Origin of the sequence: Pseudalkalibacillus decolorationis (assembly GCF_024609785.1) — a bacterium.
Lineage (GTDB): Bacteria > Bacillota > Bacilli > Bacillales > Fictibacillaceae > Pseudalkalibacillus > Pseudalkalibacillus decolorationis.
The window spans coordinates 5,404-24,758 of the sequence record NZ_JANHJQ010000036.1 but is presented as its reverse complement, the minus strand read 5'-3'; the positions used below and the strand labels follow the sequence as shown (position 1 = coordinate 24,758).

Sequence of the window (19,355 nt, the reverse complement as noted above, 5' to 3'; positions counted from 1 at the left end):
ATATAGGCGAAATAAGGCACAATTAAAACGAAGTCACATCTATTCGCGTTTCATTTTGCAACGTTTGTTTCAAATTAAAACATTAAAGCTTGTATTCTTTGATTTTTCTCCAAAGGGTTGATCGGTCAATTCCAAGAGATTTGGCCGCTTCTGCCCTGCTTTCAGAGTTTTGCAGCGATTCTTGAATTAACTCTCTTTCATTCTCTTTAATAGTCGCAATGCCTGCTGTTGTTTGGGACCTGCTTTTTCTAAGTTTCGGATAAAAAAACGAGGCATCTTTAGCCGATATGGCTGGGCCTTGTTGAAGCAAAACAATTCGTTCCAGGACATTTCTTAGCTCACGGATATTTCCTGGCCAGTGATAGTCTTTTAATATAGAGAAAAGATCTTCCTCAACCTTTTCGATTTGTTTACGATGCTGTTCATTGAATTGATCAATAAAATGATAGGTAAGCAAGGGGATATCATCCAGCCTTTTGCGTAATGGCGGCAAATCAAGTGAAAGCACATTTAAACGATAGTATAAATCCGTTCTAAATTGCTTATTTCCAATTTCGTCTTCGATGTTTGAATTGGTTGCTGCGATAATTCGGACATTCACTGGAATCGTTCGTTCACCTCCAATTCTCCGTATCGACCTTTCCTGCAAAACTCTTAATAAGTGGGCCTGAATTTGCAATGGCATCTCTCCGATTTCATCCAAAAATAAAGTTCCACCATGCGCCAGTTCAAATAGTCCTTGCTTTCCTCCTTTTCTTGCTCCTGTAAAACTGCCTTCTTCATAGCCAAATAGTTCGCTCTCTAGTAAACTTTCAGAAAAAGCCGCACAATTGACAGCAACAAAAGGGCCAATCGCTCTGTTGCTTTGCAAATGGATTCCCTGGGCAAATAATTCTTTTCCTGTTCCAGACTCCCCAGTGATTAATACCGTAGCGTCTGTTCGCGCAAAGATCTTTGCTTGTTCCTTAGCTTCGTCAATCTCCTGCACTTCACCAACAATGTCGTTAAGCCTGTATTTAGCATCTAGCCCATTCTCGTGTAACTTTTTCCTTAATTTCATTTCCATTCTTTGCAGGTCGGTAATTTCTTTAAAATTGGAAACCGCTCCAACGACAGTGTTGTTTAGAACAACAGGATATCGATTAATAATGTATTGCCGGTCCAGAATTTTGGCTACATCCCCTATTTCTTTCTTACCGGTTTGAAGTACTCTCAACATATCGGAATGAGGAATATATTCTTTAATGTTTCGGCCAACTACCTCTCCTTCCAACCCTAGGTACTTTTTGGCATTATCATTGGTCAGCGTAATTTTCCCTTGCCGATCAACTGCTATTAATCCATCATGTGCAGAATCTACAATGGCCTGAACCTGATATTTTTCTTTAAAAATCCCACTCGTAACACCGATTAAATGAATGGCTTGACGTATAGCGGAAATCACCGAATCCATTGAAGGGTTAACAAAATAAACATGCTCCTTTGTTTGTTTAGTAATAGGTAGGTTGTTTTCCCAGGAAGGAACAAGAAATGATATGTTTTTCTTCGGGTTACTTAGATTAACGTGTTCTCTGAGGCAAATATCAAGACGGTTATGATCTTTCAGATGATTTTCAGTGTCTAACCACTTTTTTTCTTCAGCTGACACCACGATAAGAGGATTTTTTTCATGAAGATCATGCTTATGTATCGCTTTTTCGAAATCACTTAAATGAATGGAAAGGGGTACAATGGGAATCGAAAATGAGTGAACCTCGTTTACATAAGGTGAGGGGGTAATGAGAACAAGAGGGTTCACCATATATACTATAATCGATTTTTTCGAGTGGAAGTAGGATGGTTGAAGACCATGTTCATGTAAAATTTGAGTGACGATAGCTTCAAGTGTTTTATTCAATTTATACAAAGCAATCATTATCTCCACTCCCCTTTCTTTCGTTTAATAATTCAATATATTATTTGGTAATAATATTCATAGTATAGGCTTTTTTAATGAAGAAAAAAAGTCTTTCATCCTTTACAATAGGAGATATACGCAATGAGACGTTCATGGAAGGAGGTATATCTATGAATCTTGATTATTTAAAGGTATTTTATGTTGTCGCCAATAATAAAAGTTTTTCGCAAACAGCCAAGGATCTCCATCTTTCACAATCAAGTGTTAGTCTTCAAATTAAACAGCTGGAAGAACAGTGGGATTGCCAACTATTTGAGCGGACAACAAAAAAAATATCTTTAACTCCCGCAGGAGAAATTTTATATAACAAAGTTAGTAAACTATTATCTCTTATGAATGAGACAGCAAATGAATTGCAGGAGTTGAAAGGGATTGTTCATGGTGACCTGAAAATCGGCGCCAGTTTAACAATCGGGGAACATATTCTTCCCTTCATATTAGCCGACTTTAACAGCCTATATCCCCAGGTGAATATGTTTTTAAAAGTGTATAATTCAGAACAAATTGTTGAAAAGCTGCTTAATCATGAAATTAATTTAGGTTTTATTGAGTCGATGCTCTCATACCCTGCTTTACAACATGTTCCTTTTGCTAAAGATGAACTGATTATCATAACATCCCCACAGAAAAAATTTACGCAATCTTCGGATATTACCATTGAAGAATTACTAACATTGCCATTCATTATTCGTGAAAAAGGTTCCGGTACAAGACAAGTGATGGAAGAGACATTAAGAAAGAATAATATTGATCCTAGTAAACTAAAAATCATCATAGAACTGGAGCATACAGAAGCGATTAAATCCGCAGTCGAAGCTGGGTTGGGCATTTCAATCATATCAAAGTCTGCAGTCAAAAAAGAACTCCAACTTCAAACCTTGCAACAATTAAAAGTAGGGGGATTGTCTCTACATCGGCATTTTTACATGATATACCATGAAGAGGCATTGCATCTAACAAGCAGAAAATTGATAGAGTTTATAAAGGATCCTAACTAGTTAGTCAGGATCCCTTAACCCTATTAGAGGTTGTTTAAAAAGTCCGGTAAAAATAGCTGTCGAATTTCTTCGTTCCTTGAAAAAGGAGAACACTTTTCCTGCGTGCGAGGTACCGCTCCCGTAGGTTATTCTTGTGCTCGACCTTTCCGGACTTGCACACGGACCTCAACACAAAAATCTAAAGCCATTTTTGTGTCTGCGATGACTATTCAGTGTAGCTTTCCTTATGCTGACTTCGACGTTTCACAGGACGTGAAGTAGTTAGTCGAAGTTCCATATGTACCTGCGTCTACAAGTGTATTCTTGGAAGTAAGCTTCCTCGGTACAACTCGTAGTATTTATGCAAGTACCGCTCGTCGTTCTGGTCCTCAAGATTTTCGCGCCTCGGGCTCACAGGATGTGAGTCAGTTCAACGTTGTCACAGGACGTGACGATTTTTAGTTGAACATCATTAATCTCGGCTCTTTTTGTCCTCCTTTTTAAACACGCACTATTAAATTTATTATATGTTTTTGTTAAGCATCCAGGTTAACTGATGGGGTACTCTTAGGATCGATTTCGGTGGAATCTTCCTCTGTAAGCGCTTTCCCTAGAATGTAAAAATCGAGCGTATTTTTAGGAATTTGGTGGTACTCTTTTCTTTTATATAGATAGAAGATCATACCTAGCATGGACCATACAACCAAAGCAATCAAGGATTCTAATCCGAGAGCTGAAGGGGAGCTTGGAACCAGCAATAGTCCAAGAAATGTCAGACCGCTCAATGCTCCTATTAATGCTATCAGTTTTTTGGCTGGGGAAACCATCCATTCTTCAAAATCAGCTGTTTTCTTCCATTTAAACAGTTTGTATGCAGTAAGGCAAGTATAAAAATAAGCGATTGTCACACCCGTTGCGGACATATCAACGATCCATAACAGAACAGGTCTGCCAAACCAAGGGGCGACTAAGCACATTACACAAGTAAATAGGATTCCAACGTAGGGTGTTCCATACTTTGGGTGTAGTTTCGAAAACGCTGTGGGTATTACTTTCGCTCTTCCCATTGCGAACATTAACCTGCTGGATGAAACATAGAATCCGTTCAGGCCTGTAAACACACCCATACATAGAGATATAGCTAACAATAGTGCTCCTATCGTACCTAGTGTTCCTGAAATTACATCTCCTGTTCCCCAAATTGGCTTTCCTTCCACAAGCTGCTGCCAAGGTGTAGCTACTGCTGTTGCAATGATCATGAAAGCATATAAAATACAAGCGACTATTAACGAATAAATAATCAGTTTAAAAGCTTTTTTAGGGGGAAAATTAAATTCTTCTGCTGCCTGAGGAATATTATCAAACCCAACATAAGCCCATGGAGCAATGGCAATAATGGCAATTATGCCTGTAAGAGCGGGAATACCCGGTTTAAACAACGGTTGAAGGTTCCCAATATCTGTTGCTGGGTTTAGAAGCATGCTGATGGTTAGTAGACAAACACCAGCCACTAGAATAATACAAAATACGTATTGTAGTTTACCAGAGATAGAAGCACCTATTATATTAAAGTAGGCAAAAATGATAAGAGCAACGGTTGCAATGATAATTTCGCCAAGATACACTTTCCATGCGCCAATTTCATATAAAAACATTACGTCGGTAATGGCGGGAAGCATAAATTTTCCAAGTAAAGCGAGGGCTGAAGCGTTTAAGGCAACAATGCATATATAACCAAGGGTTAAAAACCAGCCGCAAATAAATGCATGTTTCCTACCAAATCCTAAATACGCATATGCGAATTCTCCCCCTGAGACCGGATACTTTTCAATTAAAACCCCATAGCTTACGGCAATAACCATCATAAGAAGCGCACCAATAGATAATCCGATAATTGCACCCATTGGCCCCGCCTTTGCCATCCATTCCGTTGGTAGGATAAAACAACCCCAGCCAATCGCAGATCCCAAGGCAATGGCCCAAATCCATTGCGGTTTAAAAGTCTTTTCCAGTTGCACCCTCTTTTCCATAATTTCCCCTCCATGTTATTATTTAATAACCAGATTCTTAGGATAAAATATACTTTCTTTCAGTACTTTCCCAAACAAGTTTGCCCGAAATGATCGTTGCAAGGACCGGTATATCCTTAATATCCATAGGTGGACCTGTGAGTGGATCGGCACCAAGCACAACAAAGTCAGCTCGTTTCCCAACTTCAATCGTTCCTGATTCTTCCTCATCAAAATTCAGTTTTGCTCCGTAACTAGTCATGGCTTTCAATGCAGATCTAACGTCTATCTTTTGGTCATCTCCAAGAGTATTCCCTTCACTCGTTACTCGGTTAACGGCCGCCCAAACAGAGAATAATGGTGAAATTGGTGTAATCGGACAATCAGAATGCAGTGTGAAAAGCAAGTCGCGTTCAATCGCATCAGCTAACGGATTGATTCTCGACGCTCTTTCCTCACCCAAAAATAATTTGCGGTGACGATCACCCCAGTAATATACGTGATTTATAAAAAAGGAAGCTGCTACACCGAGCCTTTGCATCGTATTAAGGTCTTCAGTCGAAGCAGTCTGTACGTGTTCAATGCGGTGTCGATGATCTGTTCTTGGATTCGTTGTTAAAACAATATCAAATGCTGCCAATATGGAGCCGATCGCCCTGTCCCCATTTCCATGAATGGCAATCCGAAATCCCCTTTCATGCAGGTTTAAAATTTCCTCTGTAAACGTTTCTTGATCATGCAGTAAATCGCCGGTTATAGATTGATCGCAAAAATACGGTTCTCTTAAAGCACCTGTCAACCCTTGTATCGAACCATCCTGAAATAATTTGGCGCTATCGAGTGAAACCTTATGATTTGTACGTTGTTTCAACTCCCTATCCAGTTCATCGGCAGTATATCCGGAGAAAGCAGAGTCCTCCTTCAGTAAGTGGTGTAGGATCATTAATTTCATATTCATTGGATTCTTCCCGGAATTGACGGCTGCCAAATGGGCATTCAGTTCAGCTATTCCTTTATCAAGTCCAACACCAGCATCTGTACATGTCGTTATTCCCTTAGATAAATAGACATTTGCAGCATTCTCAATGTTTTTGATCTGTTCATCTTCAGTTGGACTTGGTAGAAAGGGAAATATATACTCTAAAGCCGGAATCTCATGTATTACTCCATCTAAATAACCCTCGCTGTCACGGCCGAAAAAACCTCCATGTGGATTTAAAATATCTTCACCTATACCTGCAAGTTCCAGTGCTTTTGAATTGGCTGCTCCAAAGTGGCCTGATATATGCCTGATAAAAACAGGATGGTTTGGAGAGACACTGTCAAGATCGTACCTAGTTAGGTGCCTTTTTTCACTCAAAAGCGTGTCATCATACCCCCATCCCATCACCCATTTTCCAGGTTCTGTACCTTTTACTTTCTCAGTGATCTTTTCCAATATATCCTCGATCCTTTTGTTCTGTGGCGATCGGCAATCTACTAATTCCAGCATTTGACCGAACATATAAAGATGGCTGTGGGTATCTATGAAACCAGGTAATATTGTTGCACCATTTAAATCTAGAACCGTTGTCTCAGGAGTTATATTGAACTCACCACTATTCGGTTCTGATTCATCCAAGATACGAACGATTTTTCCGTCAGACACGATTAATGATTTTGCATAAGTATTCTGATCATCAAGTGTTATGATATTTGCATTTTTAATCATAAGTTCACTCATTGTAAATCTCCTTTTGTCATATTACCTTTTCATTGGTTGAACCCATTTAATCAGTACCTCTATTAACAGCTGAGGGAAGAAATACAAGAGTAGTAGCAGATAACCTTAATGCCCATTGATACATACTAATGATATCCGTCATGAAAAACGCGACAAACAGGGATACGACGGAGATGACTCGAGTGATTTATGTCGGAATATTCTGTATATTAAAACCGTAATTTCGGTAAGTCTTGATATCTACTTTCAATTCGTTAGCAATTTGTAGAGAGTTCCCTATCTTGTAGAAAAGGAGCTTAATGCTGTCATTTAAGCTCCTTTTTAATATATTCCTACCAGTTCTGGTGATCCAAATGAGAGTATTTCGGTAATAGGCGGGTCGGCATTTTTAATGCATCTTTTCTGAATGGTGGGGCTAACTGAGTCCCATCCACTTGGATATCAAGGACGGTTGGTTTATTTGATTCGATCGCTCTTTTGATGGCTGGCCCGACATCCTCTGGTTTATCAACATTAATTCCTACCGCTCCCATTGATCTTGCAACTTCTGCAAAGTCAGGATTCTGAATATCCGCTCCAACGAAACGATTATTATAGAAATCAACTTGGTTTTTCTTTTCCGCACACCATGCATTATTATTAAACACACAAGCAACAACAGGTATATTTTCCTCGACTGCTGTACTTACTTCATGCAAACTCATCCCCCAAGCACCATCGCCTACAATGGCAATAACAGGACTGTTCGGATTAGCGAGCTTAGCTCCTAGTGCGGATGGATAAGAAAAACCTGTATTCCCGAAAGTTAAGGCTGCTACATGCTGGCGCCCAGAATTGAACTTTAAATAGGCATTTGCCGTAGAAGAAACATTTCCAATATCGGATGTGACAATTGCATTTTCTGGTAATACCTTTGTAAGCTCTAGTAATGCGCGGCGTGGGTTGATTGGATTTCCATCCACCATAGCAAGCTCTACAAGCTCTTTATCCCACTTTTCCTTTTCATTAGATACTTGAAGCAGCTTTTCTTGATTGTATTTCTTACTTGGTACCTTCTCCTTAATCCGTTTAGAGATCTCAGTCGCTGCAGCTTTAGCATCGCCGATTATTCCGACCTCCACAGGATGTGTACGTGCAATATTACGTGGATTAATGTCAACTTGGATAATCTTCGCATTTTTCGGGAAGTAATCAATATCATAGCAAGGAAGTGTCCCGAAAACAGATAAACGAGTACCAATTGCTAACACAACATCAGCATCCTTAAGTGTGTTCATTGCAGCTTTTGATCCCATATAACCAATCGGGCCAACTGATAATGGGTGATTAGCTGGAAATGCATCATTATGCATGTAAGAAACAGCAACGGGTACTGTTAGGTAATCGGCTATTTCCTTTACTGCTTCAATTCCATCAGAATCAACAACACCACGACCAGAGATAATAACCGGATTTTTAGCTGAAGCTAGTAAATCAACAGCTTGATCAATTGACTCTAAAGATCCACATCCTCTATTATCCACACGGTATTGATGTGGCTCTAGAATAAAATCCTCCACTTCTCCATAGAAATAGTCTCTTGGAATATCGAAAAGTACTGGGCCACGCTCTGCATAAGCAATCCGGAATGCTGTTCTTAGGCAGTCCGCTACACGATTTGGGTGAGTTACTCTAACTGTTTCTTTCGTAATCGCTTTAAAAACTGAAACTTGATCACACTCTTGAAAACCATCCCAACCGACAGTCGGAGTTCCTGCCGATGGAGAAATGACAACCATTGGTGTGTGCGCTTGATTAGCAGCAGCAACGGAAGTTACCATGTTTGTGATTCCAGGTCCATTTTGGCCAATAACTACTCCAGCTATCCCACTCACCCGCGTATAGGCATCCGCCATATGGGCGGCACTTTGTTCGTGACGAACCCCGATGAATCGAATACCTGCAGTTGGCAGAAGATCTAGTAAATCCATAAACGCAGACCCTAAAATACCCCCGATTTGCTTTACATCTTCTGCAACTAGCGTTTCGACGATTGCTTCACTTGGTGTCATTTTTACTTTCTTCGTTTTGATTTCTGCTACTTCTTTTTCTACTTTTGCCATTAAAAGCACATCCCTTCAGGTTTTTAAACTTCTTGCATTACATTCATTACGGTCTGTACGACAAAGTTCAAGTCTTCTTCCGTTGAGGAAAGCGGAGGAGCGATAATGAGGACATTGTTAAATCCTGGGACAGTGTCACCGTTCCTTCCGATAATTAATCCTTTATCTTTACATCGGCCTATGATTTTGCCCATCATTTCATCGGACGCGGGTTCTTTAGACTGTTTATCTTCTACCATCTCAATCCCATATAAGAAGCCGACATTCCGTACTTCACCTACATTTTTGTGAGAATTCAATTCTTTTAATCCCCCTAAAATGCTTTCGCCAAGTTCAGCAACTCTTGCCACAATGTTTTCCCTTTCAATAATCTCGATGTTTTTCAATGCAACGGCACAGCTTGCAGGATGACCACCATAGGTTGAAATATGGCGCAAATGATTGTCTTGTCCTTTTTCTTTGAACTTTTCATAGATTCGGGAATGAACAGCCGTGGCACCTAGTGGCAAATAGCCGCTCGTCAACCCTTTTGCCATTGTGACGATATCGGGTTGGACACCTTCTGAATGCATGAACCCAAACATCTTACCAGTACGTCCGAACCCTGATACAACTTCATCCATGATTAATAACACATCATGTTTCTTACAGATCGCTGCCACCCTTTCCAGATAACTTTCCGATGGAATAATGACGCCGCCACCAGATATAAACGGCTCCATAATCACAGCAGCTACTGTTTCGGCGCCCTCCCATGTAATAACCTGATCAATCATATCGGCCGCTACTTTATCGCAGTCTGTAACTTCCTCCCCAAATGGACACCGATAACTATATGGCGGAGGAACATGCAGGAATCCTGGCATACCTGGGTCGTATTTAATTCTCCTATTGGCTTGTGCAGTAGCACTCAAAGCACCTAAGGTCGAACCATGATAGGCACGGTATCGGGAAATGAACTTATACTTTCCTGGATTTCCATTTTGATTATGGTACTGTCTCGTAATTTTAAATGCTGTTTCATTTGCTTCTGATCCACTATTTGAGAAAAAGGTCTTATATGAGTCACCAAGGAGTTCACTTATTTTTGTAGATAGTTCAATAGCTGGAGTATGACTTAACGTAAGAGGAAAATAAGAAAGCTTCATCATCTGTTCAGTTGCTGCCTGAACGATTTCTTTGCGTCCATGTCCTAAGTTCAAGCACCACAATCCTGAAACCCCGTCCAAATAACGGTTTCCATCGCTATCATTAAACCAGGACCCTTCACCGGATTCTGCAATCATAGGGTTACCGCCTTCGACATGACGGCTCATCGCATGCCATAAATGGTCATGATCCTGTTTCGCTAATTGCTGGCTATTACGAACCTCAAGTTTTGACATTTTGCCTTCCCCCTTTTTTAAGTTGCTGTCGGAACTTTGTGAAACACATTTTGGATTGGCGTATATGGATAGTTGTATGTTTCCGCAACAGCTCGATGGGTTACTTTTCCATCAATCGTATTAACGCCCTTTGCCAGTGAAAGATGTAATAAAATGGAGTTTTCTATTCCTTTATTAGCTAAAAGCAACCCATATGGTATTGTTGCATTTGCAAGGGCATATGTGGCTGTTCTAGAAACGGCACCTGGTATATTCGGAACGGCATAATGCAACACACCATGTCTCATATAGGTTGGTGAATCATGAGATGTAATGTGGTCTATCGTTTCAATGGATCCGCCTTGATCGATAGCAACATCAATAATGACTGAGTTTTCCTTCATTTGCTTAACCATTTCCTCTGTAACTAATTGAGGAGCTTTTGCACCAGGGATTAAGACAGCTCCAATAACTAAATCCGCATCTTTTACTTCTTGTGCAATGTTGAATTGGTTTGACATGACTGTTTTTATTCTTGCTGAGAATTGGTCATCCAACTGGCGAAGCCTTTCTGGACTAATATCTACTATGGTAACGTCTGAACCTAGTCCAACAGCCATTTTAGCAGCATTTGTCCCTACTACCCCGCCTCCAATGATGACAACCTTGGCTGGTTTTACACCTGGCACTCCTCCTAAAAGGATTCCACTACCACCGTGTGTTTTTTCTAAGAATTGTGCGCCCAGTTGAACGGACATCCTTCCAGCTACTTCACTCATCGGTGTTAATAGCGGAAGTGACCCATTTTCGAGCTGAATCGTTTCATAGGCTACTGAAATTACGTTTTTTTCGATGAGTGCCTGAATCAGTTCAGGCTCAGCTGCTAAGTGCAAATACGTAAAGAGAATTAAACCTTTTCGAAAATATTGGAATTCTTCCGGCTGGGGTTCCTTAACCTTAACGACCATATCTGCTTCCCATGCATCTTTTGCATAACGAACAATCAGAGCTCCTGCCCTTTCGTATTCTTCATTTGTAATTCCACTCCCTGATCCTGCACCGTTTTCTACTAAGACCGTATGGCCTGCATTTACAAAGGCAATTACACTGGCTGGAACCATAGAAACACGGTTTTCATTATTCTTAATTTCCTTTGGTACACCAATTATCATATAATCACTTCCATTCATAATGAAGTAAACTACCTGTCATTAAAGGCTATAAAGAATCCAATTCCCTCCCAAGTTATTAATACTCATTCTGACGTCATGTCGTCCGTACCAGTTGAGTTATATTTAGCCTCTCTTAAATTAAAGCATAGGTATTTTAAGTTTTCAATATTTTCTAAAAACAATACTTATTGCAATTCCTTATAAACCTTATTGTAATTTCGAATAGTTTAAGTATATTTCTTGGATAAATTAATACGAAAAGAATACATATCCGCACGAAAGTAAGCAATATAATATTCAATTAACTTTTCATCTTGGTCAAATAATAAACGTTCTGTATTCAATACATTTATGGACTCCGTAAGTCCTAATAATTCTGCATCCTCTTCGGACAGATAACTACTTGTAATGATTTGCTCGGCGTCAGCCAGTTTAATATGTAATTTTTGTTCAAGTAAGTCATACAGGGTACCTTTTCCTATATCAAATTGTGCAAGCTTCATACCGATTTCCACTGGATAATATTGAAGTTCGATAGCAAGAGGCTTATCATTTGCGTAGCGGATTCGTTTTATAAAATAGGCTTCGTCAAAACCAGTGGCATCTATTATGTCCTGCGATGGTTTTACAATTCCATGGGTTACTAGTTTCGCATCTGGTTTCATACCCATTTTTCTTATGGTGTCAGTCGTACTACTTAAATTCCCTAACCAATCATGAATAGGCTTTACCGAAATAAACGTACCTTTTCCATGCACTTTTTCTAAAACCCCTTCATGGACTAAATGAGAAACAGCTTCTCTCACAGTACTTCTGCTGACTTTATATATGTCCATTAGTTCTCTTTCACTTGGGATCTTTTCATTGAATGAACCTTCAATGATTAATTTTTGAATCTTATTTTTCAACTGAATGTGAAGCGGTATAGGGTTTTTAGGATCTAATTCCATACTTTCTGATTCCTCCTTCTAAAGAAAACTTGGCTAGCGCCAAGCTTTAGCGCAGGCGATCGCCTTAGTTGCGCTTATACTATAGAAAGTATTTTTTATACTTTCTTAACGTGTAAACAAAACTTGGCCCAAAAGGGTTGCGCCTAATTTCCTTATTTATCAAATTACCTTAAAGAATAACAAATCTCGGGCATAAATACCCAACATATATACGACATTCTTCGGGACCAGACAGACTATAGTCCTCTTTCTTTTTTCGACACATTACTTTCCGTTTAACGTATCATTTCGTTCAAATCCTATTTAATTCAACAAGGCTTTCAATCACATGTTCGATGAGATCGGGGATATCCTCCATTTGGTCCTCGTTAATTTTACGATTAAACGTTATCTCAATCGTATCCGTATACGTGTTCTGTTCTTGACCATAAACAAAGCTTAATGTTTGAGTAGGGGGTAAGTCCTGCTCCCAAATATCCTCTAATACATCTTTAATTTCGTTGCACTGACTTGGTACATCAACTACTTGCTTGTGAAAACGAACGAATAGATCGCACCCCGGAGTTTCACCAGAGACCTCTAATATCTCTGCTGCCAAATCTTTCAAGGATGCCTCCAAAACAATTTCTGCTGTGACTTCCTTTTGATCAGCTAGTACGAATTGAAGGACGAATTCTCTAGACAGGACGGCTAATTCCAAGCGATCGACCCGATTGGTGATTTTAATTTCGCCAGTCAAGTTGTCCAAATCATAAATTTGATTTTCAAATGCAACTTTCAGATTCTCGAAAATGGTTGGATCATACATGGTCATTACCTCACTCGTTTTCCTGTTCTAGTATCCACTTCATGTCTTATGTCGTTAATATAGACAGATTTAAATGCCTACATTTGGAATCACCTTATAATAACAACATTATACCAAGTTTTTAAAGGACTGCCTTGCATGAACAATTAATCGTTATCTCGTAGAAGTTGATTAACCTTCGATTGCATGGATAATATCATCGTTTTTTTGTACTGGCCGCTAAGAACAGCACTTTTATTTGTTGGACTTAGGATAATTTGTTAAAATTCTCGATTTCAACATTTAAAAAGTATGCCATTCAGTACAGCATCATGAATTGAAAAAAGAAATTGATACTGCCCTTGTTTTTGAATAAAAACTAGTACAGTATCAATCATTCCATCATTTTCACCATATTTATAGTCGACACTTCCTATGGGAGTTCGTTACCCGCTGTGCGGTAGAGCTCGTACCATTCTTCTCGTGTCAGTTCTACTTGTGATGCTTTTGCTATGTCTGATAGGCGTTGTGGAGTCATCGTACCGACAACTGGCTGGATTTTAGCAGGGTGGCGTAAAATCCAGGCAATAGCGATGGCAGAGTCTGTTACACCTTTCTCCTCAGCAAGTTCCTGGAGTTTCTCATTGACCTCAGGAAACTGCTCATTACCGACAAAAGGTCCTTTGATCATCCCGTATTGGAATGGCGACCAAGCTTGGATAGTCATATCATTCAAACGGCTGTACTCTATGAGACTACCATCGCGGACGGTCGCTGGATCATTTTGCATATTTACATTAACCCCTGCGTCGATCATCGGCGTATGCATGAGGCTGAACTGCAATTGGTTAATGATCAAATCTTGTTTTACGTACTTTTTCAACAGTTCGATTTGCATCGGATTTTGGTTGCTTATCCCAAAATGGCAGACTTTCCCGCTCTCCTTCAGCTTGGTGAACGCTTCGGCCACCTCTTCAGGTTCCACCAAGGCATCTGGACGATGAAGCAATAAGATATCGATATAATCCGTTTTCAAGCGCTTCAAGCTGTTATCCACGGATTCAAGAATATGTTCTTTGGAAAAATCAAAGAAACCCTTACGAATTCCGCACTTCGTCTGAAGAATCATTTTTTCTCGAATAGAAGGATTCATGTCAATCGCATCAGCAAAAGCTTCTTCGGATTTCCCACCGCCATAGATGTCCGCATGGTCGAATAGATCGATCCCTTCTTCCATGGCATTCTCAATCACGTTCCTAGCATCTTCTTTAGAAACAGCGTGCATACGCATGCAACCTAATGAAATCTCACCGACTTCCAAACTACTATTACCTAGCTTGAGCTTCTTCAAAAACGACACCTCGTTTCGTTTGATAGACCCATTTTAACATTTATTTCATTGGTACCCATGTAATGACGATTCATTCTGTTCGATGAGAGATATTTCCTCTAATTTTTAAAAGGCACAAGGAAGTAGTCCCCATCTCTACCCTCTCTGGTGTTCAAAACAATAGATTTTCCCATTGAATCTTTTATTGGATAGACAAAAGGTTTTTACTTTTTCCGATACGGGTTTATCACAAACACAACACTTATCTAGTTGACTTTTTTAACAACAATTTCTTCTGCTTTACTTTTTCCTTCTTTTAAAAATTTCACATGTTCCTCTCTGATCGTTTGGTCTGTAATGTTCGCTTCTGTAATTGCCTGATAGATCTTATTTATGTCGTTTTCAGAAAGCAGTGGCTCTTTATGTTGTATTTTGAGAACTGACACTTTCCTACGTATGTAATCAAATAGTTCAATATCATAAACTAACAGCTCATCAGAAGCTATTTTTCTAAAGTCCAATTCATCAATCTTGAATGTACAACGCTTTGTGAAGGAGACCATGGATATAAACAAAGGATGGTACTTTTCATCAATGTAGTTCCTCAATGCCTGGATGTGGCCGTAATTTTGAATAAATGGATTCATCATCTTGAACTTACCATTTACTGACCACGCTTTCCGGTCTTTACCTCCATAGACAGTCCCCTGATAGTTTTTCGTTTCGATCACAAAGATTGCATATGGAGAAATGACAACATGGTCAATTTGTGAAAAACCTGTCTTTGCTCCCGGGTTTATAACTTGTATGTCATTTAAATGCTTGTATTCCTTTGGAAGTTGGTCTAACTGAATATCGATTTTGTATTCACCTAATTCCCCTTTGCGACTAGCAATCTTCTCGGCATTCTTCAGCTGAGGTTTAGATGGACTGGGGGTCTTTATCGGCTTTTTTGCTTCATTATTCTTTTTGAATAAGTTTGATAAGAGTTTCATTATGATCACCAACAATACAATTTATTTTCTTACAGCTCTATATTGTGTTGTATCGGCAATTATTTCTTCAAGTTAAGTAATATAAAAACAACCCCACTGATGTTCATTGGGGTTGAAACGCCTATAGACGGAACGTACTAAAATCCCAAATTGAATGTCCCTAATTGTATCGTATTGCCTCATTACTCCCACTTAAACACATAACTAGCAAGTGCAAATCCTCCAACGAGCCAGGCGCCAAGGATCAGGGTTTCTGTACCTAACTGAAAGATTGGTGTTCCGAGATTCATGGTTTCTCTTAATGCTGAGGTTAGTGGTGCGATTGGCAGGACTTTGACAATCGGCTGAAACCAATCCGGCATATTACTGACCGGGAAGAATACGCCACCAAGGAACAGTAATGGAAAAGATGCAAACCCTGCAATCGGACCGGCACTTTCAGGGTTTTTAGCAATCCCCGCTATAATGAAACCGATGGACATAAAGGCTAGTGTTCCTAAAACAATGAAAAAGATCATCGCGAGCCAAGAACCAGCTACATTGATGTTAAAGATGAGGTCCGCAATTAATACGACCAGCAATGCTTGGGTTCCATTAAGGAGTAAACGGGCCGTGATCTGGGCAGCGATAAACGTGGAGGCTTTTAATCTCGTCCCCTGCATTCTACGCAAAATCCCTCTTTCACGCCAGGCTGAAATTTGTCCTGCGACGCCATTCATGTTGTTACTCATGATCATCATCGCGACGATCCCTGGGACGAGAAAGTCAATATATCGAAGGTTCAGTGCTTCAATTCCAACCCTTTCGATGGTCACTAAAGGCTTATAGTCGACAAGCTGTTTACTGTATTGATCGATAATCCCGTTCACAACCGTTAGCCCAAGTTCAGAGGCTGATAAGTTTTTCTCGTTATAATAAACCGGTAGCGAGAAGGCTTGATTCTTATCCTTTAAACTCGCTTCATATCCTTTTGGAATTTCAATCAAAAGCTGGATGTTCCCATTTTCGACGGCTTCTTTTCCAGTTTCGGTCTTTTTATAGGATTGGGTCTCAATTCCTTCATTTTTGTTAAACAATTCTTTTAAGTCTTTTGATGCATCGGTTTGATCAAGGTCAACCATCCCTACCGTTATCGATAGCGTATTTCCGCCGCCGACAAATGACCCGAGGGCGAGCATCAAAATGACTGGAAAGAGCAATGTGAAAAACAAGACTTGTTTGTTACGGGCAAAAATACGGAGTTGCGCCAAAGTTAATTGCCAATATGCTCTCATGATTCTCTTAGACTCCTTCCTGTCATATGTATGAAGACATCTTCTAATGTCGCGGTTCGTGTTTGTAAGTCCTTAATGTTCAGATCGTGTTCTGAAGAAACTTGGATTAAGGAGGTTAACGCGAGCTGAAGGTCGTCTGTGTAAAGCTGCACGAACGTATCTTTGATGGATACTTCTTCTACCCCATCCATTTTCATAAACCATTCTTGTTCAGGAGGATTGGTCAAACGGAATTCTACGCTGCTTGTCGCCTGCAATTTTTTCACGAGATTGGTTGGCGTGTCGAGAGCGATCAGTTCTCCTTGATCCATGATGCCGATGCGATCGCAGAGCACATGGGCTTCATCCATATAATGTGTGGAAAGAATGACCGTCTTTCCTAGCTCCTTTAAACGCAGGACGATATCCCATAGAGTTCTTCTTGCCTGTGGATCAAGCCCTGTCGTGGGTTCATCGAGAAACACGATGTTCGGGTCATGGATGAGCGCTAACGCAATGGCTAAGCGCTGCTTTTGTCCACCTGATAGTCCTTTAATTCTGTCATTCTGCTTTTCCGATAAAAGCATATCGTCAATCAATTGCGGGATGTCCACATTACTCGGGTAAAAACTCGCATAAAGATGAAGAATCTCTTCTACCTTCAACAATTCGAATAAGGAGGTGGACTGGAGTTGTACACCAATGACCTCTTTGACCTTATTCACTTGTTTTCGCACATCAAAGCTTGCTAGATTTGCTGTCCCTTCATCTGCCTTCCGGAGACCGACCAGCATTTCAATGGTTGTCGTCTTTCCAGCACCATTTGGTCCAAGCAACCCGAATATTTCTCCTTTTTTCACTTGAAATTCGACTCCCTTAACCGCAACAAAGGAGCCGTAGCGTTTCACAAGACCTTTCACATCTACCATTATTTCATTCAGCATAACAAGCCTCCTACTGACTGTTCAGCTAATCTTTTATAGAAAGTATTTTTATACTTTCTTTAAGTGTAAAAAAGAAACAGCCCATCATGAGCTGTTAGGATGATATTTCCATTATACGCGATGGTGGTCGGTACGCCAATTTCGTACGGTCTTTTTAATGGCATCTGGCGAGAGGTTCTCTGATCGTGCTCGTTCAACTAGTTCCGGGTATTCTTCATCACTAGCAAACCGGAGCGCTATCACTTGCTTAGGTGAAAGCTTAGCGTCTAATAGATTCCCAGTTAAACGGTAATACCGAAAGTTTTCCTCGTCACGAATGATTCGATCCTGAAGCTTAAGCGCGTACAATCTTAGTTTCATTGCCATCAAGATGATTGTGAGGACCATGGACAATACGACAAGGCTAAGCAGCATCTGATTCTCGATATTTTGGATGACGAAGATTATGGATAAAATAAGGGTAACGAGAGCTAGAAGTGTAATACCTTTATGGTACATTGGATCAACTTTTCTATGATTTTGATAGTTTTGCTCGATCAATATGAAACCTCCTACTATTTTATTATTCTATCAATAAAGTCGAGAGTACCCCATCCTCAAGGAATGAAAAGACAGTACCCAATGAGTAGGGTGGGGGTAAATCGACTTCGACCAGAGTTGGTGTATACCATCCTTACATCCGACTTCCACTGTTCTCGATTCTGTGATACAATTGAGGGGGACAAATGTTCTTATTCAAAAAGGAGGTGATTCAAATGGCAATACAATGTCCCACAGTGGCATACACCACGCAACAAATCTGGATCAAGCCAGGGCATCGGTTGTATCGCTACTTTCAAGCGTCCTGCCAAAACGCCAAGAACATGCATAATATGGTGAATTTTTTTATCCGCCAAGTGTATACCGGCCTAACAAGTGAAAAAGCGTTGCATCCACTCCAAACAGAAGTACTGGAAACCATTCATCGAAATTTGGACAAGATGAATAACCAACAACGGAAGGCCTATCAGGGAAGACTTGCAAAAGAAAAGACAAAACCTGTTGATCAGCAGAAAAAGGTAACCTGTCATCTGTTTCAAGCTCCTACTAGGGAACGCCCCTATGTCCATTATAACTTCTTAAATAGCCTATTTCTTATCATTAAACAGCCGGATTATCTTGCTTTGCCCACTCAAAGCAGCCAATGGGTCATGAAAACGGTGTTTCAAAACTGGAAAAGTTTTTATGCCAGTTTGAAAGACTACAAACTTCATCCTGAAAAGTACAAGGCGAGACCACACATTCCCAACTACTGTCGTTCTTTAGAAAAAGAAGTCCTTTTTACCAACCAAGATTGTGTCATTAAAGCGTCCAAATACTTAAAGTTCCCGAAAACCAAAGACCGATTGAATATCGGAAAGCTAGGTGGATCTGGAAAACGGATGCAGGTTCGGGTGATCCCGAAATATGGTCGGTATGTTGTGGAACTCGTGTTCAGAAGAGAAGAAGTGAACCAGTCCAAGCCATCCCCAACTGGTACCATCATGGCACTTGACCTGGGGATCACCAATCTCGTTTCCGGGGTGACCAATACAGGTGCAACACCATTCCTCATAAAGGGGAATCGGATCAAATCGATCAACCACTATTACAATAAGCGAGTAGCTCATTACAGAGCCATTCTTCGCCATGGAAAAGCCCCGAAAGAAGGAGCCCACACCTCAAGACGATTGGAACGCTTACACCAAATCCGATACCGAAAACTCAAAGATTTGTTTCATAAAGCGAGCCATACGATTGTGAATCTTGCCTT

General features: G+C 40.2%; 15 protein-coding genes. 2 read left to right on the top strand and 13 right to left on the bottom strand.

Going from position 1 to position 19,355, the window contains the following annotated elements; genetic code table 11:
* Positions 1–82: 82 nt before the first annotated feature.
* Positions 83–1,915: a sigma-54 interaction domain-containing protein gene (locus NON16_RS22515; protein ID WP_257351648.1), complete on the bottom strand. Its 1,833-nt coding sequence runs from the start codon at positions 1,913–1,915 to the stop codon at positions 83–85.
* A 152-nt stretch (positions 1,916–2,067) separates the two neighbouring features.
* Between NON16_RS22515 and NON16_RS22510 the strand changes: the two genes are divergently transcribed.
* Positions 2,068–2,955 carry a selenium metabolism-associated LysR family transcriptional regulator gene (locus tag NON16_RS22510; RefSeq protein ID WP_257351647.1) on the top strand — a complete coding sequence of 296 codons (888 nt, stop codon included), beginning with the start codon at positions 2,068–2,070 and terminating at the stop codon, positions 2,953–2,955.
* A 515-nt stretch (positions 2,956–3,470) separates the two neighbouring features.
* On the opposite strand, the gene NON16_RS22505 is transcribed toward NON16_RS22510, so the two are convergent.
* The 12 genes from NON16_RS22505 to NON16_RS22450 all read right to left on the bottom strand — a co-directional run bounded on the left by NON16_RS22505 (position 3,471) and on the right by NON16_RS22450 (position 18,103).
* On the bottom strand, positions 3,471–4,964 hold the full coding sequence (locus tag NON16_RS22505) for an APC family permease (protein WP_257351646.1): 1,494 nt from the start codon (positions 4,962–4,964) through the stop codon (positions 3,471–3,473).
* Positions 4,965–5,001: 37 nt separating this feature from the next.
* Positions 5,002–6,666, bottom strand: coding sequence for an amidohydrolase (locus NON16_RS22500; protein ID WP_257351645.1), 1,665 nt, complete (start codon positions 6,664–6,666; stop codon positions 5,002–5,004).
* Positions 6,667–6,998: 332 nt separating this feature from the next.
* Positions 6,999–8,768: a sulfoacetaldehyde acetyltransferase gene (gene xsc / locus NON16_RS22495; protein WP_257351644.1), complete on the bottom strand. Its 1,770-nt coding sequence runs from the start codon at positions 8,766–8,768 to the stop codon at positions 6,999–7,001.
* 23 nt (positions 8,769–8,791) lie between these two features.
* Positions 8,792–10,153: an aminotransferase gene (locus NON16_RS22490; RefSeq protein WP_257351643.1), complete on the bottom strand. Its 1,362-nt coding sequence runs from the start codon at positions 10,151–10,153 to the stop codon at positions 8,792–8,794.
* A 17-nt stretch (positions 10,154–10,170) separates the two neighbouring features.
* Entirely contained in the window at positions 10,171–11,304 is a 1,134-nt protein-coding gene (gene ald, locus NON16_RS22485) for an alanine dehydrogenase (RefSeq protein ID WP_257351642.1), read from the bottom strand.
* A 227-nt stretch (positions 11,305–11,531) separates the two neighbouring features.
* Positions 11,532–12,254 (bottom strand): GntR family transcriptional regulator, encoded by a 723-nt coding sequence (locus tag NON16_RS22480; RefSeq protein WP_257351641.1) that lies wholly within the window; start codon positions 12,252–12,254, stop codon positions 11,532–11,534.
* Positions 12,255–12,546: 292 nt separating this feature from the next.
* Entirely contained in the window at positions 12,547–13,062 is a 516-nt protein-coding gene (locus NON16_RS22475) for a hypothetical protein (RefSeq protein ID WP_257351640.1), read from the bottom strand.
* Positions 13,063–13,474: 412 nt separating this feature from the next.
* Entirely contained in the window at positions 13,475–14,392 is a 918-nt protein-coding gene (locus NON16_RS22470; protein ID WP_257351639.1) for an aldo/keto reductase, read from the bottom strand.
* Between the two features lie 245 nt (positions 14,393–14,637).
* Complete coding sequence (locus NON16_RS22465) at positions 14,638–15,366, bottom strand: nuclease-related domain-containing protein (protein WP_257351638.1); 729 nt, start codon at positions 15,364–15,366, stop codon at positions 14,638–14,640.
* Between the two features lie 182 nt (positions 15,367–15,548).
* The gene (locus NON16_RS22460) at positions 15,549–16,640 is read right to left on the bottom strand and encodes an ABC transporter permease (RefSeq protein WP_257351637.1); all 1,092 of its coding nucleotides are present in this window, start codon (positions 16,638–16,640) and stop codon (positions 15,549–15,551) included.
* Positions 16,637–17,563 (bottom strand): ABC transporter ATP-binding protein, encoded by a 927-nt coding sequence (locus NON16_RS22455; RefSeq protein WP_257351636.1) that lies wholly within the window; start codon positions 17,561–17,563, stop codon positions 16,637–16,639. Before NON16_RS22455 ends, NON16_RS22460 begins: the two co-directional genes overlap by 4 nt.
* 111 nt (positions 17,564–17,674) lie before the next feature.
* Positions 17,675–18,103, bottom strand: a complete 429-nt coding sequence (locus NON16_RS22450; RefSeq protein WP_257351635.1) for a DUF6526 family protein — start codon at positions 18,101–18,103, stop codon at positions 17,675–17,677.
* Between the two features lie 215 nt (positions 18,104–18,318).
* Between NON16_RS22450 and NON16_RS22445 the strand changes: the two genes are divergently transcribed.
* The coding region (locus NON16_RS22445) for a transposase (RefSeq protein WP_257351634.1) at positions 18,319–19,355 on the top strand (1,037 nt) is incomplete at its 3' end.